Genomic DNA, 22431 nt, shown 5'->3' with positions numbered 1-22431 from the left:
GCGGTCTGCTCGCGCGCGAGACCCCCCGGGCCGGGGGGGGGGGGGGCCGCGCGGGGGGGCCCCCCCCCCCCCCCCCCACCCCCCCCCCCCCCCCCCCCCCCCCCCCCCAGGAGCACCCCCATGCGAGCCTTCGCCTTCGACGCCTACAAGCAGCCCCTGCACGAAGTCGACGTGCCCGAGCCGACCGTCGGCGACCACGACGTCCTGATCGCGGTCGCCGCCGCCGGCCTGAACCACCTCGACGCGAAGATCCGCGAGGGCGAGTTCACGCTGATCCTCCCGTACCGGACGCCCCTCGTCCTCGGCCACGACGTCGCCGGGACGGTCATCGAGGTCGGCGGCTCGGTCCGCAGCCTGAAGCCCGGCGACGAGGTCTTCGCCCGCCCCCGCGACCACCGGATCGGCACCTTCGCCGAGCGCATCGCCGTCGACGAGGCCGACGTCGCCCTCGCCCCGACCTCGATCAGCACCGTCGAGGCCGCGTCGCTGCCCCTCGTCGCGTTGACGGCCTGGCAGGCCCTCGTCGAGCGCGGCGACGTGCAGCCCGGTCAGAAGGTCCTCGTCCACGCGGGTGCCGGTGGGGTCGGTTCGATCGCGATCCAGCTCGCGAAGCACCTCGGCGCGCACGTCGCGACCACCGCCTCCTCGTCGAACGCCGACTTCGTGCGCGAGCTCGGTGCCGACGTCGTGGTCGACCACCGCAGTCAGGCCTTCGAGCAGGAGCTGTCCGGCTACGACCTCGTCCTCGACAGCCTGGGCGCCGAGAACCTGGCGAAGTCGCTCCGGGTGCTCCGCCCCGGCGGCATCGCCATCGGCATCCAGGGCCCGCCCACTCCCGCCTTCGCCAAGGCCGCGGGGCTGAACCCCGTCGTGCGCCTCGCGATCGCCGGCCTCAGCCGCAAGGTGCGTGCCCAGGCGAAGAAGCTCGGGGTCTCGTACGAGTTCCTCTTCATGCACTCCGACGGCGACCAGCTCCGCGAGATCGCCGCCCTCGTCGATGCGGGCGCGATCCGACCGGTCGTCGGCGCGACGCACCCGTTCGCCGAGACCGCCGCTGCCCTCGACGACCTCGGGAAGGTCCGCATCCGCGGCAAGGCGGTCGTCACCCTCCCGTGACGGTCGGCACACGGCCGACGTGGCGGGGCACCACGGCCGACGGGACACGTCAGCGCGGCAGGATCACCTCGAGCTGACGTCGCACCCCCGCGACGATCTCGTCGTCCGACACCGACTCGTCGACCGCCGACGACATCGCGAGCATCATCACGGCCGACACGACGTGCGCGAACGCGGCCGCGTCGGAGGGCGTCGCCGAGGTGAGGCGCGCGACGATCCCGGCCACCGCCTCCTCGGTCCGGGCGACGATCGCGAGCGCCTCGGCGTGGTGCGGCTCCGTCGCGTCGCCGAACGCCATCTCGCGGAGGTAGGTGCGGCCGTTCTCGACCTGGGCCCGGTTGCAGTGCACGATCGGCTCGAGGACGGCGACGACCGCGTCCAGCGCGGTCGTCGCGGACGAGGAGGCGCGGATCCCCTCGTCGAGGGACCGCGCGTACGCCGCGTTCTGCGCGAGCAACAGCAGCTCACCCTTCGTGCGGGCATAGAGGAACAGCGTGCCGGCGCCGACGTCGGCCGCCTCGGCGATCTGCTGCGTCGTCACCTCGTCGACCCCGTGTCGGCTGAACAGGTCGGACGCGGCCCGCGTGATGCGCTCGAGCTTCTCCTGCTTGTTGCGCTCGCGCCGGCCGAGCGGCGGGGCTGACGACGTCATCGGATCTCCCGGAATAGAAACTGACTGAACTCAATTATGACATGAGTCACCTTCGGCGACTCGGTCTCGAGCCGCCTCATCCTCGCACCACCTCGGAAGGAACACCCATGACCGACATCACCGGCTCCGTCGTCCTCGTCACCGGAGCGAACGGGGGCATCGGCACCCGTTTCGTCGAGGCCGCCCTCGCCCGAGGCGCCGCGAAGGTCTACGCCACGGCCCGCACCCCGCGCACCTGGGACGACGAGCGCGTCGTGCCCCTCACCCTCGACGTGACCGACCCGGCCTCGATCGCCGCCGTCGTCGAGGCGGCGCCCGACGTGACCGTGCTGATCAACAACGCCGGCGCGAACACCCCCACGCCCGGCATCCTCAGCCACACCGACGACGAGATCCGCGCCAACGTCGAGACCAACTTCCTCGGGCCGCTGTTCCTCGCCCGGGCCTACGCACCGCTCCTCTCGGCGCACGGCGGCGGCACGGCCATCGTCGACATCCACTCGGCGCTCTCGTGGTTCGCCGTCGCGGGCATCTACTCGGCGACGAAGGCCGCGCTGTGGTCGGCCACGAACTCGCTGCGCCTCGAGCTGCAGCCCGCGGGCGTGCAGGTCGTCGGCGTGCACGTGGGCTACGTCGACACCGCGATGGCCGCGGGCGTCACGGACGCGAAGACCGACCCGGCGACCCTGGTCGCCGACGTGCTCGACGCCCTCGAGGCCGGCGAGCACGAGGTCCTCGCCGACGAGACCTCGCGCCAGGTGAAGGCGGGCCTGTCGGCGCCGCTCGAGGCGCTCTACCCGCAGCTCGCCGCGCGCTGACCGGTGACGTCGAGGAGGCGCGGTGCCGGCCCGACCGGCACCGCGCCTCCTGCGCCCGGTCACGTCAGCTGTAGCAGGCGCGGTTGATCGCCACGAGGAACGGCCCGTCGACGGTGCCGCCGGCCTCGACGTGGCCGCCGATGACCTCCATCGCGAGGTCGCGGCGCTGCGGGACGCGCTCCTTGTCGGCGGCGGCGAGCCACCCGGGCATCTCGGCGCGCGTGCGGTCGGTGCAGTAGACGGGCGCCCCGGGCTGCTGGCGCCACGACTCGGCGAGGACGCCGGCGTCGACGGCGTCGAACCCGGTCTGCTCGACGAGCTGCATGGCCACGGCGCGGTCGGCGTCACGGTCGGCGGCCACGGGGATGGCGACGCGGGCGGGGTCGCCGGGCTCGGTGGCCTTCGCGTCGAACGACTGCGAGGTGATGGCGTTCCACGCCTTGGCGATCGGGCGTCCGAACAGCTCGGACAGCCAGACGCTCTCGGGGACGCCCTGCTCGAAGTCGTGCATCGAGCCGTCACGCATCGGGTAGTAGTTCGACGTGTCGACGACGACCGCGCCCTCGGGGGCCGAGCGGACGTACTCGGCGATGTCGGCGTTGCGGTTCATCGGCACCGAGACGATCAGGACGTCGACGCCCCGGGCGACCTCGGCGGCGTCCACGGCGCGGGCGCCGGTGCGGAGGGCCGCCTCGTCGATCGTCTCGGGGCCGCGCGAGTTGGCGATGGCGACGTCGTGCCCGTGGCGGGCGAGGCGGCGGGCGATGGTGGAACCGATGAAGCCGGCCCCGATGATCCCGATCGTCAGGTGTGCTCGTTCTTCTTCTCGTACGTCAGACATGCCTCCAGCATGAACGTTGCCATTAGTGTGAAGGTCAAGTCGGAGGAGGACTCGTGCGCATCGGTGAACTATCGACGAGGACGGGCGTCCCGTCGCGGATGCTCCGCTACTACGAGGAGCAGGGCCTGATCACCCCGACCCGGCTGGCGAACGGGTACCGCGACTACGACGAGCGCCTCGTCGACCGGGTGGGCAAGATCCGCGGCCTGATCGACGCGGGCATCCCCACGCGCATCGTGACGGACATCCTGCCCTGCCTCGGCCAGCCGCAGACGATCGTCGTCGAGAACGCCGAACCGGGGCTCGTCGAGCTGCTCGAGACCGAGCGCGACCGGATGACCGAGAAGATCGACTTCCTCACCCAGAACCGCGACGCGCTCACGAGCTACCTCGGCGCCCTCGAGGACGCCGGCGTCGAGCGTCCGGAGACCCGGGCCGGGTGACCCGGGCCGGGTGACCCGCGCTCTCGCGGCCGTGCCGGGGTCAGCTGGTCGCCGGCCGGGGTCGGCCGGTCGCAGGCCGGGGTCGGCCGGTGGCAGGGCGGGGTCAGCTGGTCGCAGCCCGGGTCAGCCGGCGGCGGGGCGGGCCAGGATCAGGTTCGTCATGACCTGCGTCATCACGGCCCGATCGTGCTGGTCGAGGAGTTCGATGCGGGTGCGGACCACTCCCCGGTCGGGACGCGACGCCGAGGGGCGGGCGTCGACGACGGTGAAGCGGGCGCGGAGCACGTCGCCGGGGCGGACGGGCGCCGACCAGCGCAACTCGTCGACGCCGGGCGACGCGACGCTGGCGCCCTGGTTGAGGTAGGACTCCACCATCAGGCGCATCATCATGGCGGTGGTGTGCCAGCCGCTGGCCACGAGTCCGCCCAGCGGCGTCGCCGCGGCCCGTTCGGCGTCGACGTGCATGTCGTGCGGATCGAACCGGCGGCCGAAGTCGACGATCTCGTCCGCCGTGACGCGGTACGAGCCGTGCTCCAGCGTGAGGCCGGGCACGTAGTCGTCGAGGAAGCGGTCGGCGAGCCGATGCGCGAAGGGCGAGGTGTCGTCGGCCGCGGCTGCGGTCCCGTCCGGTTCGTAGGGCACGCCTTCACCCTAGGTCGGCCGAGGAGGCGCGGTGCCGGTCGACCGGTCCGCGTACGATTCCGGCATGAGCCGCTTGGACGACATGCCGTTCGCCAGGGTCTATCCCCTGTACGTGGCCAAGGTCGAGCGCAAGGGCTACACGAAGGCCGAGGTCGACCAGGTCGTGACCTGGCTGACCGGTTACGACCAGGGTGAGATCGACCAGCACGTCGCCGACGGCACCACGTTCCGCGACTTCTTCGCGGCCGCCGACCTCAACCCCCGGGCCTCGCTCGTGACGGGTGTCATCTGCGGCGTCCGCATCGAGGCCCTCGACGACGAGCTGACCGCGAACATCCGCCGTCTCGACAAGCTCGTGGACGAGGTCGCACGCGGCCGCCCGATGGCGAAGGTGCTGCGGGAGCAGTGAGGCGTCGCACCGCGGGGTGACACGTCGTCTGTGACGCCGAGACCGGCCGAGCACAGCCCGGCGGGGAACGCGTTGCGCCGCCCGTACACCGTCAGTGCGAACGCCACGACCCCGAACCCGATCATCACCACGGGCAGCACGAGTCCGTCCGCCACGGTCAGCAGGGCGGCGCCGACGATCCCCGCGAAGAAGATCGCCACGTTGAACGCCACCGGCAGGAAGGCGCCTCCTGCGGTGGTCACGTCGGCACGACGCGCGCCCGTTCAACAGAGCAGGGCGTCGCGTCGCATGCCGTGCCGCAGACAGGAGAGACCGCCATCCGGGCACGGATGGCGGTCTCCCCGGTCGCATCTGCGGGTTAGCTGGTCCTCGCCGCATTCTTGTGAAGCGATCCCCGAAGGGCGAACCACACCAGTGGCCCGATAACGGGGGCCACGACGACCACGATGAGCCAGATGGTCATCATCTGTGCCGACATCGCCTTGTCGCGAACGATGGAGACGATGGCACTGACGAGGAGAACCAAGCCAGCCAAGAGGACTACGGACCAGAAAAGGTCGAGTGGTGCGAGTCCGAACATGAAGTTCTCCTTCTTCCTAACTTACGTTCTAATTTAGGCGCGGGCGACGGATGCCCCACCGGTGGTCGTCCGCAGGTCGAGCCAGAACGGGGTGTTGCCCCATCCCCCGGCAGACAGGTTGAACTGGTGACGGATGTCGCGGCCGTTGTTTCGTGAGAACGCGATCTCATTCGAGACGGCCAGCACGGTGACGACCTTGTTGGAATTCGCGATGAGCTGCGACTTGGACGACGTCGGGGTGATCTGGTAATTCGCGTTGAAACTGTTACTCCACGTGACACCGTGGTAGTAGACGTGGCAGCTCTGCGCGTAGCGAACGCCTCCATTGTTACCGAAGACACAGTTGCTGACGCCCTGGGCTTGAGTGGAGACTCCACCCGTCTTGGGGGGCAGCACGACATTGCTCTTGGCGGTTCCGTCCAAAAACGGCTTCGCCTGAGCGATCATGGCCTGCAGTTCGGCGGGACTAGCTTGGCGCCCCTGCTCAATGCCCATCTCGGTGTAGGAACCGTCTGCGTGAACGTCCTTCGTCACCTTGTAGTCGCCCTGCTGCTTCGTGGTCGACGACACCGCAGCCTTGCCAGACGCGGCGTCCCACAGCTCGCCGTCTGTGACTTTCTGCAACAACTCGGCCTGCTGCGCCGGAGCGATGTCGGAAGCTGCGAGAGACGACTTCGTCTTCTCGAGTTCGACCTGGCTCACACCCGCCGGGGCGGCGATCGCCGGCGCTCCCATCAACGTGGTCCCCAAAACGCAAACTGCTGCCGCAACACTGAGGCCTACCATCTGCTTCTTCATGCAATTCCCCCTTGAACTGTGCGTTGAAGCCCCAAACATACAAAGGGGTCTGCTTTTTTTTCAACCCCGCTCGAGATGTTGCATCTGCTGCACTTCCTTCCCCTTGCCGTTGAGGAGGTGAGCATCGATGATGCCCAGTGCCGAGCCGGTCAGAGCGCCCCGGGAAATGCGTTGCGCCGCCCGTACACCGTCAGCGCGAACGCCACGACCCCGAACCCGATCATCAGCACCGGCAGCACGAGCCCGTCCGCCACGGCCAGCAGGGCCGCCCCGACGATCCCGGCGAAGAAGATCGCGGCGTTGAACGCCACCGGCAAGAAGGCGTTCGCGACGTCGGCGTTGTCGCCGCCGACGGTGGTGAGCGCCGCTTGCAGCTGGGCCGACGCGCCGCCGAACGTGACGCCCCACACCACCGCGGCGACGACCACCGCCGGCACTGAGGCGTGGCCGACGAGCAGGACCACCCCCGCGACGACGAACAGGGCGACGCTGCCGTGCAGCAGGGCGCGCGGGTGCCGGTCGAGCAGCGCCCCGGTGACGACGATCCCGCCGATCGAGGCGATGCCGTAGATCAGCAGCGTGACGTCGACGCCCAGCCCCGACCCACCGGCCCGCAGGTACGGCGAGACGTACGTGTAGATCGTGTTGTGCGCCAGCATCCACGCGGCGATGACGGCGAGGATCACGGCGATCCCCGGGATGCGGAACACCCGCCCGAGCGAGAGCCGTGCCCCCGCCGGTGCCGGTGCCGCATCCGGGACGATGGTCGCCACGAGCACGAAGACGACGACCCCGAGCAGGGTCAGCCCGCCGAACGACCACCGCCAGTCGAAGGCGGTCCCCAGCCACGAGCCCAGCGGCGTCCCGAACGCGAAGCCGACGGGCGCGCCCGCCGAGACGATCGCGAGCGACAGCCCGGCACGGTCGGGTGGGCTGATCCGGCGTCCGTAGGCCGCGAGCATGCCCCAGATCACGCCCGAGAACGCTCCGGCCACGAACCGCGACACGAGGGCGAGGGCGATGACGGGCGAGAGCGCCGTCACCGTGTTCGCAACGACCAGGCCGGTGATCGCGATCAGGAGGAGCGGCTTGCGACGCATCCCCCGGGTCAACGTGATGGCCGGAACGGTCGCGACCACGGTGCCGAGTGCGTAGGCGCTGATGAGCAGTCCTACGGCGCCCTCGCTCGTGTCGAGGCCGTCCGCGATGACGGGCAGCAGGCCGGCCGGCATCGTCTCCATCGCGACGAGGATGAACCCCATCGTCGCCAGGACGACCAGTGAGAACACCGGCAGCCGGTCGACGGGCCCTGCGGCGACGGAGGCGCGGGGCACGTGGGTGGGGACGGGCGCTGTCGACATGGTGAGGTCCTTTCGGGCGCGGGGATGCGCCTCCTGGGGGTGGGCCCAGTGGTGCGGGAGGAAGAAGCGAGGAGGCGCGGGTCAGGTGACCGGGTCGGCGGACCGGGCGCGTTCGACGACGTCCTCGGTCGCCGCCCACGAGGCAAGGAGGCGCAGCCCCTCGTCGGACGCGGAGCCCGGGACGGCCGTGTAGACGGTGAGCGAGTGCCCGGGGGTGTCCTGGAGTTCCATGACCTGGAAGTCCAGCTCGAGCAGGCCGACGGCCGGGTGCCGGAACTCCTTGGCGCCGGTGTAGTGGCGGCGGACGTCGTGGGCGGCCCAGCGGGCGCGGAACTCGTCGCTGCGGATGGACAACTCGCCGACGAGGGCGGTGATGCCGGGGTCGTGGGGGGCGCGGCCGGCGTCGCGTCGGAGGATGGCGACGTTGACGGCGGCCGCGCGCTCCCAGTCGGGGTAGAAGTCGTGGGCGCCGGGGTCGAGGAAGATGTAGCGCGAGTGGTTGGCGGGGCGCAGGGTGCTGCGGTACATGTCGGAGTACAGGGCGAAGCCGAGGGCGTTGGCGGCGACGAGGTCCATGCGGGTGTTGGTGACCATGGCGACGGCGCCGGTCATGGCGTCGAGCATGTGTTGCACCGGGGACTGGGCGATCTTCTGTCCGCTGGTGACCGGGGGCTTGCGGCGGGAGGGGACGGAGGCGCGGGCGAGGTCGTAGAGGTGGTCGGTCTCGGCCTGGTCCAGGCCGAGGGCGCGGGCGATGGCGTCGAGGACGCTGTCGGAGACCCCGCCGAGGTTGCCGCGTTCGAGGCGGGTGTAGTAGTCGACGCTGACGCCGGCGAGGCGGGCGACCTCGTCGCGGCGGAGCCCGGGGACGCGGCGCTGGCCGCCGGCGCTGACGACGCCGGCTTGTTCGGGCGAGAGGCGTGCGCGGCGGGTGGCGAGGAAGTCGCGGACCTCGGCTCGGTTGTCCATGGCTTCGACCCTACGGTCGGTGGTTCGGGGCAACCAGGCCCTGTCGGGACCTGGTTCGGTGGGGCCTTGCACGCCGCGGGGAGGTGGTGGTCGTGACGCTCGCTCAAGGCCTCGGTAGGGTCGTGGCACCAGCACCACTCGACGACGGGGGACCGAGATGACTGACGGACGCGACCACGACGGGCAGCAGGGGCAGCAGTACGGCGGGCCGCAGGACGGGGGCCAGCAGCACGGGGGGCAGCAGTACGGCGGCGTGCCGCAGGCGCCCGGGGCGGGGCACGACGGCGGGGCCGTCCAGCGTCCGTCGCGGGGGTTCGAGATTGCCGGTTTCGTGCTGTCGTTCTTCGGCTTCCTGGCGATCGCCGGCCTCATCATGAGCACGATCTCGTTCCGCCGTCTCGGCCGTCTCGGTCAGCCCCGAGGCCTCTCGCTCGCCGGCATCATCATCTCGATCGTGGTGCTGCTGCTCACCATCGCGTTCATCGTCGCGGCCATCGTCGGCGCTTCGACCCTCCTCGAGACCTGCGCGGACCTCGGCCCGGGCACCCACGTCGTCGACGGGGTCACCTACACCTGCAGCTGAGCTGAGCTGCGCTGGCGGGCCCTGGCGAGGGCGCGACCCGCGTTGCGTCAACTTCTGGCACGGATGGCACCTTGCATGACCGAGGGGACTTCACGATGGGTATCGCCTGCACCACAGGCAGCTGAACCATCGCGGTCGACGTCGACGTCGCCGACGACGGCCTGCGCGTCACGGCGGCCGAGGGCAGCGACGCCTGGCGCCTCACGTCGTACGGGTTCGTCCACGACACCGAGCACGCCCTGGTCGCCCCGTTGGAGCAGGGCACCGCCATGGAGGTGTCGTTCGTGCTCGACTTCTCGGCGCAGTTCGACCAGGCCGGGATCTTCGTCTCGGTCGGCCCCGAGACCTGGGTCAAGGCCGGGGTCGAGCTCAGCGACGGCGAGCAGAGCCTCGGCGCCGTCGTGACGCGGGGTGAGTCCGACTGGTCGCTCTCCCCGGTCGAGTGGACCGGCCGCACCGTGACCATGCGAGCCAGCCGTTCGGGAAACGCGCTCACCGTGCGGGCCCGCGTCGTTGTCGCTAGTGCCGTGGCCCTTGCCGAGGTAAACCTGAAGGTCTACCGGCGCTCCAGTGGGGTGGGCCTCCCCGAAGCAGGCACGCGCCAGTGCAATGCGCCTTCTCCTGGCAAAGGTCACCAGGGCCCTGGAACGGCGTCTAGCGACGCATCTGGCCGATCCAGTTCTATATCTCCGCAATCCCAAAAATTCGAGTCTCCCATCTACCAAAGACAGTAGAAACGACTTATTTGACTCCGGTACAGCTCCCCTTCATCCTTTAGGCGCCCGCAGTTTAGGGCCGGTAGAGAACCGGCATCTCGAAGGGGTTCGAGGCGTCTGCACCGAATGTCGGCGGTTTGCCCAAGAATGGGGTTGTGAGTAACGCGCCTCTTCCCCATGTCTCTGACACCGCGGACGTGCGGAAAGCGCGAGGCGCGTTTTTCACTCCCGAACCCCTTACCCGCTTCATCACCGACTGGGCCATCCGCACGCCTGGCGACCTGGTGATGGAACCCTCCGCTGGCGATGCAGCCTTCCTTGTCGAGGCCGTCCGGCGCCTTAGGAACCTTGGTGCGGAACGCCCGCGAGTTGCTGGGGTGGAAATCCATGCCCACAGCGCGCGGGTCGCTGCTGAACGAATCGCTGAAGCCGGCGGTATTCCAGACATCATCCACAGCGACTTCTTCCTTGTGAACCCCGAGCCCACCTACGATGCCGTGATTGGCAACCCGCCCTACATCCGATATCAAGACTTCACTGGAGAATCTCGTACCCGCTCCAGAGCTGCTGCCCTAAAGGCCGGCGTCACTCTCAATGGATTGGCATCTAGCTGGGCCGCATTCACCATCCAATCCGCCCTGTTCCTAAGACCTGGGGGCCGAATGGGTCTGGTTTTGCCCGCCGAGCTGCTCAGCGTCAACTACGCCGCCCCCGTACGACAATTTCTTTTCAGCCGATTCACAAATGTCGAGTTGGTGCTCTTTAAAGAGCAAGTTTTTCCAGAAGCTGAGGCAGACGTCGTTCTTCTTCTTGCGGATGGGTATGGCCAAGGTCCCACCGATTACGCGGTCATACACCAAGCCCGTGACGGTGAGTCACTGAAGACTCTCGGCATGCCACTGACATGGTCACCTCAGAGCGCCTCCGACAAGTGGACTGGGCTACTCGTTCACAACGAGGCATTAAGTCCACTTCGCAATCTTCGAGAAACGGGAGCCTTTACCAACCTGGAGACGTGGGGCGACACCACCCTTGGCATGGTCAGCGGTAACAATTCGTTCTTCGCCCTCTCCCCGGCTCGTGTTAGAGAACTCCACCTCCGCCGCTCCGACCTTGTCCGAATTTCCCCACCAGGCAGCTCGCACCTGCGCGGCCTATCCCTGACTCGCCACGATATGAGCGATCTTGGCGCTGCAGGCAAAGCCACGTGGCTCTTTCGACCGGGCGCAAACCCGTCCGCCGCTGCCGCCGCCTACATCGAGATAGGCCACAAGGCAGGCGTTGACCAAGCATACAAATGCCGCGTTAGGAAAACCTGGTATCAGGTACCCTTAATCAGTCCAGCCGATCTGCTATTGACATGCATGAACGCAGACACCCCACGCCTTACAACAAACGCCGCTCACGCGCATCACCTTAATTCAGTTCATGGAGTATATCTCGACGCGCGGCATGCTGATCTCGGCAAGGAGCTTCTTCCGCTAGCTTCATTGAACTCTGTAACATTACTGGATGCCGAGATAGTTGGCCGTTCCTACGGTGGCGGAATACTCAAGATGGAACCGCGCGAGGCGGATGTCTGGGCCATGCCTTCTCCTACCCTCGTTGGCGATCGAGCGGATGCGCTCCGTGCAATAAAGGCAAAGGTTGCGCGGCTGCTCAGAACTGGCAACCTCGCCGCAGCCGTTCGACTGGTCGATCAGGCTCTGCTCCTGGATGTCGGAACAGTGACAGAAACCGAGATCGTACGAGTCCGCCAGGCACATGCAACCATGACTTCTCGTCGAGTCGCTCGGGCCGCGAGTGTCCGCTGATAGCCTGGGCCCTTGAAGGCTTGAGTTTCGCAAGGAGACATCCCCCGTGGTCCGTAGTGACTCCTTTAGTGTTTACGACAGAGTGTTGGCCGCAGCCGTGTCCACAGACCCGTGGTCGCATGAGCGCGGCACAGCACCGAAATACGATCCTGATTACTCAGTTCTTGAGCGACTTCTCACGATCCCAGTCTCTGCGCAAAAGACATCATCTAGCGGCGTCCTTGCAGGCGGGGTTGACTCTTGGTTGTCGTACGAACTTCGCCGGGCGGGATTCGGCACTGATGAAGTTTGGCCACGTCCGACCCGGCCGCGTATATTGCCGCGTGATGTCGCTGTGCTCCTCGAAAACTTGCCCGTTCAACTGGCGGCCGAGGTTCGACGCCGTGTCGAGCTCATGCCGTCCGTGGCTCCGTCCGATGCGCGCTTTCTTGGTCGGGCCTACGAGAAGCAAGTTGACGTGGCCATAGCTCGCTGGGACCGGGGGCCGGAACTTCTTTTGAGTACCAAGACGCAGGTTTCCTCTTTCGGCAAGAATCTTTCTAACCGATTTGAGGAGGCTTACGGAGATGCCGCTAACCTTCGAGGTCGTTACCCGCTCGCCGCTGTCGGCTTTTTCTTCGTCCAACGCGCAACAATTCTCCGTGATGAGCCAGATGCCTTCGAACGCACGGTCGACATGATGCGAAAGCTTCGTGACTTCGGCGGCGCCAACGGATACACGGCCACCGGCCTTGCACTGGTCGATTGGGATGATGTCTCAGCAGAGGACAGCGCCCCATCAAGAGTGCAGATGGACCTTCATCACGTACCTGACGATGTCCGTCCCGAGCAGTTCATGGTCGGGATGCTGGATAAGGTTCTGGCTGCTACCCCAGTTTCTCAACACGTTTCGGTAAGGAGTCGCATGGAGCGTCGCCAAATACCCGTGCTCGAGGACGACGCCAAAGAGACACCCGAGCCCGGCATCCCGGAGGAAACCGGCGAATTCAACCCAATTTAGCTCCGTCAGCCTGGTTATAACGTATTGTAAGCGTCTACCATGAAGATCGAGAAGTCAGATCCGCAGCTCGAAACGCTCCTAAGCCGTATCAGGGCGAAGGAGTTGGACCTCCAGCCCGACTTTCAACGCGGGGAGGTTTGGGACGGGAAGCGCCGTCAGCGCTTAGTCGACACAGTTTTGCGGGGTTGGTATGTACCAGCTGTACATATCGTCCGCAGCCCTGAGGGCGACGAAGAGGTGCTGGACGGACAACAGCGTTTGGCGGCTATCCGTGCCTTCTTTGACGACAGGGTGCGAATTGACGGCACCATCGATCCAAAAGATCCCCGAATCGAAGCACTTGACGGTCTCAAATATTCGCAGCTCCCGGAGAACGTACGCAAGGCCGTGAATCGATTCGTCCTCCAGACGATCACGCTGACAGACTATTTGCCGGAAGAACCTAACGAGCTCTTCTTCCGACTTAATCAGGCATACAATCTGACGCCCCCCGAGAAACGTAACGCTCTCCGCGGAGACGCGCGTGACCAGGTCAAGGAGCTAGTAGCCCAATTGACCGAAGATGGCCTGCTTGCGAGAGAGCGAATTGGCTTCAGCAACGGTCGACTCGCGTACGACGACATCATTGCCCGAGCTTGCGTGGCTATCGAGAATGGATCTCTTCGAACGCACATCAACAACTCTGTTGTTGAAAGCTTCTACCGTCAAGGCGGGGGGTTCCGACAGGAAACAATGCACGCGGTTCGCAACGCAGGCAGACGACTGCTGACTCAAATTGAGACGGCGGCTCGCTCGGGGCAGCGGATCAGATTCAATAAAGGTACCCTCCAAACTTGGATCGTCTTCTGTGAATGGGCGCCCTCCGTTTCTGGCGATCTTCCCGAATTTTTTCTAGCGCGATTTGAGGAAGACCGGGCGCTCGTTCGTACGGGCGAATTCGCCACCGACACGGTAGATCGACGAGCCAGGGCTCAAGTCCTGAGACTCTATGACGATCGAGCCTCCTACCGCGTCACCGACGTATCGTCGGTCCTCATCCGAGACTTAGCGTTGCAGTTATTTGCCGAAGACGAGTTCGATTGGCCGGCGTACCGGGGCTCAGGCACGCTTATGAACCAGATTGCCGCCGAGCCCGAGCTTGCCCAGACACTTGTAGCAGAATTCCTCGGTGCTGCAGATAGCCGGTGGGGGTTCCTGGAGCCGTCCGAGGACGCGGCGTGAGGGACGCGCGCGAAGCTGACGTCTGGCCCAATTTGGAAAAGCGATTTAGTGGCCTGCCTAGTGAAAACGTGACCGCTGGCGGTGTGACAGTCGACATCGCCCGCCCATGCACAGTCGTAGGCGGCCGGAACGGGGCTGGGAAATCGCGTGTCCTCAGAGCCTTATCGCGTGAGCTTGGGGAACGCGCAATTCATATTGACCTACCCGCAATCTGCGAGCAAAGTCTGCGCGTTCTTCGAGGCTTAAAGGACGTTGAAGACCTCAAAGAAGCTGTCGGACTGATGCCCATGAGCCCTGAACGCCGAGACGACCTACAGCGGATCATCGGACGTAATTATGACCGCATCGACTGGTACGGCCTCGACATCGAGCCCGGGGACGCCGACATTGCAGACGCATTTACTTGGGGCGCGGAATCCGACCAGCCGGTAACACCGTACTTTGAAGCATCCTATCGGACCACCGACTACACCAGTGTGGATATGGGTCTTGGGGAGTTCTCGGTACACCTTCTCTTCTGGATTCTCCAGCAGTACGACCACAGCGATGAACTCATCATCATCATTGACGAGCCCGATGCGTACCTCCCCCCGAACGCGGCAGCTGGACTCTTGGCTCGTCTCCTGAACATCTGCAGGGAGCATCGCAACAAAGGTTGGCGCATGATTCTGTCCACCCACTCGTCAGACATCATCGCCGACGCCGTCAGCCAAAACGCGTTCGTCTACCTAGACATTGCGGCCGACGGCACAACGACGGCCACCCACATCACGGATGACCCCAGCATCGCGCACGTATTGCTGGCACGGCCTCCCATCAAACGTGTCCTGTATGTCGAAGACGAATCTGCCCTTCATCTCACCACTGCGCTCATCGAGAGTCTCGGCCGCGACGCCAGCGCCTCGACCGATGTTATCTGGGCACATGGCTCAGGAGATCTCGTTGAACTCAGCCGGCACCTTCCAAGGCCCATTCGCCCCAAGATCAACTACGTTTTGGTCTTCGACGGCGATCAGCGCAGCCGGCCGGAGATAAGACCTAATGAGGAACATCGGTGGCCCGCCATATTCCTGCCGACAGAACAGGACCCAGACTCACTGCTAGCCTCTGTTCGGGATTTGGAAAAGCTTGCGACCCGTCTCGGCCGAACATTTGATGACGTCGCTCGCGTTCTGAGCTCTCTTGAAGGTCGGGACTCCCACGATCGAGTGAACGTAATGGCCGACCACTTCGGGCGGCATTTAGTATTGCCTGCCCTTGCGGCTCTATGGGTAGAAGAGAACCCTCTGGATGCCGCCACGTTCCACGATTCGCTTCGATCATTATTTGCGACCGGCAGGAGAACCGGCACATAAGGCGGTCACGATGATCCTGCATGATAGGCGGCCTGCGACGCGCTAGTGTCTCACTTGGGGGCTGTCAGTTCCTTATTGTCACTACATCTGACCAGTCGGAGCCGACGTGTCTAAGCGCTTTTTCATTTCTCATGCGTCGCCTGAGAAGTCTCTCGCGGTCGCCTTGAAAGAACAATTAGACGACGACGCCTGGGTTGATCTCCATGAAATCGACGTCGGAGACCTTCTACTAGACGAGATCAGTACGGGAATCGAAGACGCGTCTGACTTCGTCCTACTCTGGAGCGAGACATCATCGGAATCCAAGTGGGTCCGCTTCGAGCTTCATATGGCGTTCATTCGCTGGCTAGAAGACAATGCAGTCGCAATTCGTGTGATCTGCATGGACGACACGAAGGTCCCCCTCTACCTCCGTCCGTTCCTGCAGGCGCGAGGCAAAAAGGACCCTGGAGAGATCGCCGCTGTTCTGAGCGGATCGGCCCTGACCGCGAAGACCCGACGCGTTTTTTTCAACCGAAACGCGCAAGTCGCTCAAATCGAGGAGGCGCTCTACGACTCACAGCGCGCAGCTCTTTTCATCTGTGGAATGCCGGGAAGTGGAAAACGCACGTTAGCCAAAGAAGCACTCAACCGTTTAACCATGGGCGTGGGAACGACGAAACGCATCACCGTCTCTCCTGGAACAGACGAACCCGAACTTAATCTCCTCGCGGCAAACGCATTGGGCCTTCAGCCAGCTGACGAGAATGCGAGCCCCAGTGAGGTAATCGCTCACACGAGTGGCATGCTCACAACCTTTATGACCAATGGAGGGGTTTGGGTTTTTGAAGATGCCGAACACTGGCTCAACGACGACAGCACTCTTGGCCCTATCTGCCGGCACATCATTGACGCGGCCTCATCCCTGGAAAGTCGCTTCAGCCGGCTTGTCGTTTTTACTTCACGCCGTAAGCCGCACCTCAAAGATTCGGAAAGCGAAGTAGAGGCATTCTTCCTCGCGGGGCTCTCGCGGCAATACGCCATTCCTTTACTGCGTTCCCAAGGTGCAACGGGGAGCGACGACGAGCTCGCAACCGTGGCGGAAGACTTAGACGGCCATCCTCTTGCACTTGAGGTGGTGGCACCGCGCCTACCAATGCAAGCCGTTGCTCTGCGTGCACAACGCCACGCGATCGCGACAGATCTGGTCGATCCCGCAAACCTAACTTCGGCCACTTGGAGCCTTCTGGAGGTCCTTGCCCTCGTTGATGGCCCCATTCCCGGTGAGAACCTGGCAGATGCACTACAGCTTACGGCGAGCGAACTGCAAGAATCCATAGCCGAAGGGGTGCAGTACTCCCTTGTGTCCAATAGCGACGAGGGCACTCTCTCTTTGCACCCGCTCCTGCGGGACTATTTCTTGCGGTCGTTCCGAAAACGCTCCGATCACACCCAGCGGACATCTGCTCTTGCCGACGTCATGCGTTCCCTGCTTCAGCTACTTGCACCTGGAGACGCCCTTTACGTCGCCACATTGCTTGCCTCCGTAAAGTTATTGGGGCTCGCAGGCCGATTTGAGGAGGCGCGAAGCCTGCGTCGAAATCTGATGGGAACGTTGCGCCAGACGGCCGTCGAGCTTTACCAGGAAAAGCGCTACGAGGAAGCCCTGCTTTACATCGACGAAGCCTTGTCAGGCTGGGACGAATTCGACTCGGCACTGCTCCAGCTTCGAATGAAAACGCTTGCCTACCTCGGCCGTATCACGGAAGCACGTGCACTCGGCGACAAACTCATCACGGACCACGCAACCAACGCGGCCGTGATTCGGGATCGCGGCCGAGTGGAATTCATAGCACGGAACTGGACTGCTGCAATCAGCCTCTTCGAGCAGGCGGTGCCATTTCGCCACAATCCTGCTCAGCTCTGGGCGGACATCGCCCAAGCTCGAATGCGAATGAAGGACTGGAATGGAGCCGTCGTTGCAGCTCAAGCAGCGATCGCGCGGAGCGGCGACACCCCCTGGACTCTTGCCTTACATTCAGAAGCTTTAGAACACCTCGGCCGACTACCGGAGGCAGAGCAAGTCATGCAAAAGGCCGTATCCCGAGAACCAAATAATCCGGCTTATCGACACCGGCTGGGCCGAATTGCCCTCCAAACCGGGCATCGGGACCTAGCGCTCGAACAGTTTCGCCGTAGCGTCGAAGTCGACTCGGGCTTTGTCCAATCTTGGCTCTCATTAGCCAGCATCCTTGCCGACCTAGGTGACTTTCCGGGAGCTCAGAGCGCACTGGCGTCCGCTCGCGCATTGCCGGGGGTCCCTACAGCCGTGGCAGACAATGTCCAAGCGAAACTATTTCTCATATCAGGTCAACTGTCCGCGGCGGAGGATGCCATACAAGTCGCTCTTACCGGCAGACGCGACGGTCAGAATCTGGCCCTCGCGGTTCGAATATTGATAGCCCGCGGCGAGATCGGTGAAGTTGCGTTTGGTGAGGCACGCTCTCAGATTCGCGCGCTATCCCGAGAATTGGACACACTTGGAGAGCTACGCTACGTCGCGGACTATAGCCGCGAGTTTCCTCGTTACTTCTAGAATCGGCGGTCCGACTTCATTCGCGAGGGCGTGGGTTCTTGGGACATCCTCAGCACAACCCGCCAGCACTTCCTACCGTCAACGGTGATGATGGGCATACTGTGCGTCGCGTCTTGAGAAGTTGTTTCACAGCTTGACTTGGCTTCGAACCATGTTGAATGACGTTGAGTCACCGCGGGGTATTCCGTGAGGCCGGTGGGGGACGCCTACCTTCCCACGGATGTCACGAAAAGCCTCCACCACGCCGAGACTAAGTGGGTGTCCCGTGACCGGCGCGCCGTCCGTCCTTCAGAACATCCCAGGTCAATCGCGGGCGCTCGTAGCCGACATTTCGTAGCGAGCACCTACGCGTACGCACTGTTCTTCGCTAGCTCGGTGTGTGCCCTGGCGGTATGTCGTTGTGACCTCAAACCGCGTTCTGATCAAAGCAACAAACTTAACGCGCACCTATTAGGCCCAGCCGAAGTAGGTCTGTGGAGCTCAGCTGTGGCTTTCGCGGCACCTGTCGACCTTCCCCGAGTCCAGAAAACGCCTTCACCTGCGGGAGGGGCCATCGACAGTAAGTTCCAGGGGACAGTTCTCATCTAGAACAGCAACTGACCGGGCGAGCCTTGGTCCCAGCGGGTGCCTCGTAGCCTCAAGCGACGCACAACAAACATCTCTTAAGATGAGAAAACCCCCGCTCGCGCGGGGGTTTTCTGTGGCGGTACCGGTGGGATTTGAACCCACGGTGGAGTTAACCCCCACACATGTTTTCGAGACATGATCCTTCGGCCGCTCGGACACGGTACCGAGGACGAGTTTAGTACATCCGGCGGCAGGGACGAAACCGGGTGATTGCTCGTCCACCGGACCGCGCCTCCTCGGGGTTGTGCACAGGGTGCACAGACGCCCGGCGAGGGCAGCGGAGCCCGGCGTAGCCTCGGCCCATGCCCTCACGCCACACCGTCACCGCCTTCCTCTCGGGCGTCGGCGTCACCCTCGCCACCACGGCCGCCGCCGGCGCCGGCGTCAGCCGCTTCATGCAGCGCCGCAACGCGGCCGCCGCCGACCTGAACGCCTTGCTGCCCGTCCACTCCGCCTGGTGGCGCGACCGCTTCGACCGCAAGGGCAAGCTGCTATACGTCGCGATGGGCGACTCCGCCGCCCAGGGCATCGGAGCCTCGAGCCCGGCCCGCAGCTACGTGGGCCGCCTCTCGGCCTACATGCGCCGCCAGAGCCACACCTCGTTGCGCGTCGTCAACCTCAGCGTCAGCGGCTCGACCACCTGGCTCTGCCGCAAAGACCAGCTGCCGAAGTTCGAGAAGTACGAACCCGACGTCGTCACCGTGGCCATCGGCGCCAACGACATCATCCAGTTCAACCCCGAGTCGTTCGAGAAGAACCTCCGCGTCATCTACGGCGCCCTGCCCTCACACGCCATCGTCGGCGACCTGCCCGCCATGTGGATTCCCGATCGCGAGAAGAAGCTCGTCGAGGCCAACGCCATCGTCCACCGCATCGCCGGCGAGTTCGGCCTCACCGTCGCCCCGCTCTACGAGACCACCCGCCGCCAGGGTTTCTTCCGCACCTACCGCAACTCGGCCGGCGACCTCTTCCACCCCAACGACCGCGGCTACCGCGTCTGGGCCTCCGCCTTCGAACCCGCCATCGCCGCCCGCCTCGCCCGCATCGCCGCCGACGAGGCCGCCACCACCCACGAGGCCCGCGAGGCCGAAGCCGTCGCGGCCCACACGGCCGCAGCAGCCGCGGCCCCGACTGCCGGCACCGGCAGCGACACCCCGACGACGGACACCGCAGGAGGCGCGACCACGTCCCCGACGGACGCCTCCGCCGATGTCGGGGGCGCCTCCTAGGCTGACGGCATGGCTCGCACCACCACTCCCCCGTTCCGCTGCACCGAGTGCGGGTGGACGTCGCTCAAGTGGGCCGGGCGCTGCGGCGAGTGCCAGAAGTGGGGCACCGTCGTTGACGTCACCTCGGCCCTCGTCAGCGCCCGCGGCACCGCCTCGGTCCGCGTCGAAGGCGACCGCGTCGCGCGACCCATCACCCAGGTCGAAGCCAACAGCGTCGCCTACTGGCCCAGCGGCATCGCCGAGTTCGACCGCGTCCTCGGCGGCGGCATCGTCCCCGGCGCCGCCATCCTGCTCAGCGGCGAGCCCGGCGTCGGCAAATCGACCCTGCTGCTCGAGGTCGCCTCCCGCGCCGCCGCCACCGGCGCCCGCGTCCTCTACGTCACCGCCGAAGAGAGCGCCTCACAGGTCCGCCTCCGCGCCCAACGCACCGGCGCCATGCATGACAACCTCTTCCTCGCCGCCGAGATCGACCTCTCGGTCATCCTCGGCCAGATCGATCAGGTCGACCCCCAGCTCGTCATCGTCGACTCGGTGCAGACCGTCTCCTCCTCGACCATCGACGGCATCGCCGGCGGCACCTCCCAGGTGCGCGAGGTCGCCTCGACCCTCATCCGCGTCAGCAAAGACCGCAACCTGCCCGTCCTGCTCGTCGGCCACGTCACCAAAGACGGCACCATCGCCGGCCCTCGCCTGCTCGAACACCTCGTCGACGTCGTCTGCCAGTTCGAAGGCGACCGGCAGACCGCGCTCCGCTTCATCCGCGCCCACAAGAACCGCTTCGGGCCCACCGACGAGGTCGGCTGCTTCGAGATGACCGGCGACGGCATCGCCGAGGTCGCCGACCCCAGCGGCCTCTTCATGTCGCGCAACGGCATCCCCGTCAGCGGCACCTGCATCACCGTCGCCATGGAAGGCCGCCGCGCCTTGCCCGTCGAGGTCCAGGCGCTCATCGTCGCCAGCTCGACGCCCCAACCCCGTCGCGTCGTCAACGGCGTCGAGTCCTCCCGCGTCGCCATGCTGCTCGCCGTGCTCGAACGCCGCGCCGGCATCCGTCTCGGCGACGCCGACGTCTACGTCAGCACCGTCGGCGGCATCAAGATCACCGAACCCGGCGCCGACCTCGCCATCGCGCTCGCCCTCGCCAGCGCCAGCCGCGAGAAACCCTTCCCCCAGACCATGGCCGCCGTCGGCGAGATCAGCCTCGCCGGCGAGATCCGCCCCGTCTCCTCCCCCAAACAACGCGCCTCCGAAGCCCGCCGCCTCGGCTTCACCCAGCTCGTCGACGCCGAATCGGGCAACCTGCGCGAAGCGCTCCGCCGGGCGTTCAGCGCCGCGGGCTCCGAACGCGACCGCGAGCTCGACCGCGCCTTCTGAGCCGGCCCGACCCGCGCCTCCTGAGCCGGGACCCCCGTCTCTCGGCCCGATCCGCGCCTCGTGACCCGAGGCCGACTCGGGTGTCTTGGCGCGTCCCGCGGTTCCTGACCCGGGCCACGGGCCGGGACCGGCCGGCGGACGCACGGTCCCGCACGTCCGACACCCGGTGCGAGTGGGCAGAAGATGCTGCTCCCACCAACCCGACGAGCACCTTCTGCCCTCTCGACGGCCGCACCCGCACCTGCACCTGCACCCCCGCGCACACATGCACCCACCCATCGAGTGGTCCCGAACTGTCCCCCCAACGCACCCGACGGACAATCTGCGACCACTCGACCCGCGCCTCCGGAACCAGAGCGGCACCCATCGGCCCGGCCCACACGAGGCCAGGGCACGAGGGGGCAGAAGATGCTCCTCCCCCGCACACGACGAGCATCTTCTGCCCACTCGGCCCCACGTCCCGACCCCCCGAACCCCCGCACCGACCCGACATCGCCCGCAGCGGGGTACACCCCGGTCGGCGGCCTCACCAGGCACCTGCACCCCGCTCCACGCGGATTCTCAGCCCACACGCCGCGCTGGTCCCGGCCAACCCCCTGACCGGCCCTTAACCTGTGCCCATGTCGACGTTCAAGAACCCGGTCGGGCCGCAACCGCCCTCGGTCTACTGGCGTCGTCGTGCGGTGCTCGCGCTCGGTCTGATCGCGGTCGTGGTCATCATCGTGTTGATCGTCGTCCGCCCCGGGTCCGGCTCGGCAGAACCCGGTGCCGCCGCGACGACCTCCGCACCCCCTGCCGATGCCGCCCCCAGCGAACCGGCCGCCACCGAGACCGCCCCTGCGGCTGACGCCACCGCCGACCCGGCCGACACCTCGACCGAGGGCGCCTCCGACGCCGCGACCTGCTCGACCCGCGACATCGAACTGAAGCCGGTCACCGACAAGACGAGCTACGCCGCGACCGAACTGCCGCAGATCTCGATGTCGATCACCAACTCGGGCCGCGCCGACTGCTCGATCGACCTCGGCTCGGCGCAGCAGACGCTCGTCGTCACGAGCGGCGAAGAGCAGTACTGGTCGTCGAAGGACTGCCAGGTCAACGGCACCAACCAGGTCGTCACGCTCACCGCCGGCCAGACCCTCAGCACTCCCCCCATCGCCTGGGACCGCACGCGCTCGTCCGCCGACACCTGCGAGTCGACCTCGCGCGAACCCGTCACCGCCGGCGGCGCGACCTACCGCCTTGCCGTCTCGGTCGGCGACATCACCTCCGCCGACACCGCCCAGATGATCCTGAACTGACAGTGAC

General features: G+C 65.7%; 21 protein-coding genes and 1 tRNA gene. 14 read left to right on the top strand and 8 right to left on the bottom strand.

The features are described 5' to 3' along the window. The first annotated feature begins 120 nt into the window (after nt 1–120). Nucleotides 121–1116 (top strand): NADP-dependent oxidoreductase, encoded by a 996-nt coding sequence (locus tag ACVJ1F_RS07715; RefSeq protein WP_456885524.1) that lies wholly within the window; start codon nt 121–123, stop codon nt 1114–1116. 49 nt (nt 1117–1165) lie between these two features. On the opposite strand, the gene ACVJ1F_RS07710 is transcribed toward ACVJ1F_RS07715, so the two are convergent. After that, nucleotides 1166–1768 carry a TetR/AcrR family transcriptional regulator gene (locus tag ACVJ1F_RS07710; RefSeq protein ID WP_456885523.1) on the bottom strand — a complete coding sequence of 201 codons (603 nt, stop codon included), beginning with the start codon at nt 1766–1768 and terminating at the stop codon, nt 1166–1168. Nucleotides 1769–1875: 107 nt separating this feature from the next. Here ACVJ1F_RS07710 and ACVJ1F_RS07705 point away from each other — a divergent pair, with 107 nt between their 5' ends. Next, a complete protein-coding gene (locus ACVJ1F_RS07705; protein ID WP_456885522.1) occupies nt 1876–2586 on the top strand; it encodes an SDR family oxidoreductase in 711 nt (236 codons plus the stop codon). Between the two features lie 64 nt (nt 2587–2650). On the opposite strand, the gene ACVJ1F_RS07700 is transcribed toward ACVJ1F_RS07705, so the two are convergent. Next, nucleotides 2651–3499, bottom strand: coding sequence for an NADPH-dependent F420 reductase (locus ACVJ1F_RS07700; RefSeq protein WP_456885529.1), 849 nt, complete (start codon nt 3497–3499; stop codon nt 2651–2653). Between the two features lie 26 nt (nt 3500–3525). On the opposite strand from ACVJ1F_RS07700, the gene ACVJ1F_RS07695 reads away from it, so the two are divergent. Next, nucleotides 3526–3870, top strand: a complete 345-nt coding sequence (locus tag ACVJ1F_RS07695) for a MerR family transcriptional regulator (protein ID WP_456885521.1) — start codon at nt 3526–3528, stop codon at nt 3868–3870. 123 nt (nt 3871–3993) lie between these two features. Here the strand turns inward: ACVJ1F_RS07695 and ACVJ1F_RS07690 are convergent, their stop codons facing one another. Further along, on the bottom strand, nt 3994–4512 hold the full coding sequence (locus ACVJ1F_RS07690) for a MaoC family dehydratase (RefSeq protein ID WP_456885520.1): 519 nt from the start codon (nt 4510–4512) through the stop codon (nt 3994–3996). 64 nt (nt 4513–4576) lie between these two features. Here ACVJ1F_RS07690 and ACVJ1F_RS07685 point away from each other — a divergent pair, with 64 nt between their 5' ends. After that, entirely contained in the window at nt 4577–4921 is a 345-nt protein-coding gene (locus tag ACVJ1F_RS07685; RefSeq protein WP_456885519.1) for a DUF2200 domain-containing protein, read from the top strand. 358 nt (nt 4922–5279) lie between these two features. Here the strand turns inward: ACVJ1F_RS07685 and ACVJ1F_RS07680 are convergent, their stop codons facing one another. From ACVJ1F_RS07680 to ACVJ1F_RS07665, 4 genes are all read right to left on the bottom strand, one after another. Beyond that, nucleotides 5280–5501, bottom strand: a complete 222-nt coding sequence (locus ACVJ1F_RS07680) for a PLDc N-terminal domain-containing protein (protein WP_456885518.1) — start codon at nt 5499–5501, stop codon at nt 5280–5282. A 33-nt stretch (nt 5502–5534) separates the two neighbouring features. After that, a complete protein-coding gene (locus ACVJ1F_RS07675; protein ID WP_456885517.1) occupies nt 5535–6299 on the bottom strand; it encodes a hypothetical protein in 765 nt (254 codons plus the stop codon). Nucleotides 6300–6448: 149 nt separating this feature from the next. Next, on the bottom strand, nt 6449–7660 hold the full coding sequence (locus tag ACVJ1F_RS07670) for an MFS transporter (RefSeq protein ID WP_456885516.1): 1212 nt from the start codon (nt 7658–7660) through the stop codon (nt 6449–6451). An 81-nt stretch (nt 7661–7741) separates the two neighbouring features. After that, nucleotides 7742–8629, bottom strand: coding sequence for a helix-turn-helix transcriptional regulator (locus tag ACVJ1F_RS07665; protein WP_456885515.1), 888 nt, complete (start codon nt 8627–8629; stop codon nt 7742–7744). A 157-nt stretch (nt 8630–8786) separates the two neighbouring features. Here ACVJ1F_RS07665 and ACVJ1F_RS07660 point away from each other — a divergent pair, with 157 nt between their 5' ends. From ACVJ1F_RS07660 to ACVJ1F_RS07630, 7 genes are all read left to right on the top strand, one after another. Next, nucleotides 8787–9212, top strand: coding sequence for a hypothetical protein (locus ACVJ1F_RS07660; RefSeq protein WP_456885514.1), 426 nt, complete (start codon nt 8787–8789; stop codon nt 9210–9212). Nucleotides 9213–9340: 128 nt separating this feature from the next. Beyond that, nucleotides 9341–9946 (top strand): DUF1349 domain-containing protein, encoded by a 606-nt coding sequence (locus tag ACVJ1F_RS07655; RefSeq protein ID WP_456885528.1) that lies wholly within the window; start codon nt 9341–9343, stop codon nt 9944–9946. Nucleotides 9947–10065: 119 nt separating this feature from the next. Next, complete coding sequence (locus ACVJ1F_RS07650; protein WP_456885513.1) at nt 10066–11742, top strand: HsdM family class I SAM-dependent methyltransferase; 1677 nt, start codon at nt 10066–10068, stop codon at nt 11740–11742. Nucleotides 11743–12076: 334 nt separating this feature from the next. After that, nucleotides 12077–12742, top strand: coding sequence for a hypothetical protein (locus ACVJ1F_RS07645; RefSeq protein ID WP_456885512.1), 666 nt, complete (start codon nt 12077–12079; stop codon nt 12740–12742). 39 nt (nt 12743–12781) lie between these two features. Further along, nucleotides 12782–13963 carry a DUF262 domain-containing protein gene (locus ACVJ1F_RS07640; RefSeq protein ID WP_456885511.1) on the top strand — a complete coding sequence of 394 codons (1182 nt, stop codon included), beginning with the start codon at nt 12782–12784 and terminating at the stop codon, nt 13961–13963. A gap of 287 nt (nt 13964–14250) precedes the next feature. Next, a complete protein-coding gene (locus ACVJ1F_RS07635) occupies nt 14251–15318 on the top strand; it encodes a hypothetical protein (protein ID WP_456885510.1) in 1068 nt (355 codons plus the stop codon). 106 nt (nt 15319–15424) lie between these two features. Beyond that, on the top strand, nt 15425–17893 hold the full coding sequence (locus ACVJ1F_RS07630; protein WP_456885509.1) for a TIR domain-containing protein: 2469 nt from the start codon (nt 15425–15427) through the stop codon (nt 17891–17893). Nucleotides 17894–18594: 701 nt separating this feature from the next. Here the strand turns inward: ACVJ1F_RS07630 and ACVJ1F_RS07625 are convergent. Further along, a tRNA-Ser gene (locus tag ACVJ1F_RS07625) sits at nt 18595–18685 on the bottom strand. A 137-nt stretch (nt 18686–18822) separates the two neighbouring features. Between ACVJ1F_RS07625 and ACVJ1F_RS07620 the strand changes: the two genes are divergently transcribed. The 3 genes from ACVJ1F_RS07620 to ACVJ1F_RS07610 all read left to right on the top strand — a co-directional run bounded on the left by ACVJ1F_RS07620 (nt 18823) and on the right by ACVJ1F_RS07610 (nt 22424). Then, nucleotides 18823–19749 carry an SGNH/GDSL hydrolase family protein gene (locus ACVJ1F_RS07620; RefSeq protein WP_456885508.1) on the top strand — a complete coding sequence of 309 codons (927 nt, stop codon included), beginning with the start codon at nt 18823–18825 and terminating at the stop codon, nt 19747–19749. 9 nt (nt 19750–19758) lie between these two features. Continuing rightward, nucleotides 19759–21123, top strand: coding sequence for a DNA repair protein RadA (gene radA, locus ACVJ1F_RS07615; RefSeq protein WP_456885507.1), 1365 nt, complete (start codon nt 19759–19761; stop codon nt 21121–21123). A 620-nt stretch (nt 21124–21743) separates the two neighbouring features. After that, nucleotides 21744–22424, top strand: coding sequence for a hypothetical protein (locus ACVJ1F_RS07610; RefSeq protein WP_137846761.1), 681 nt, complete (start codon nt 21744–21746; stop codon nt 22422–22424). The last annotated feature ends 7 nt before the right edge of the window (nt 22425–22431 follow it).

Source organism: Frigoribacterium sp. 2355, assembly GCF_054060695.1.
Note: the sequence above shows the minus strand (reverse complement) of the source record. Positions and strands in the feature narration are given on the sequence as shown.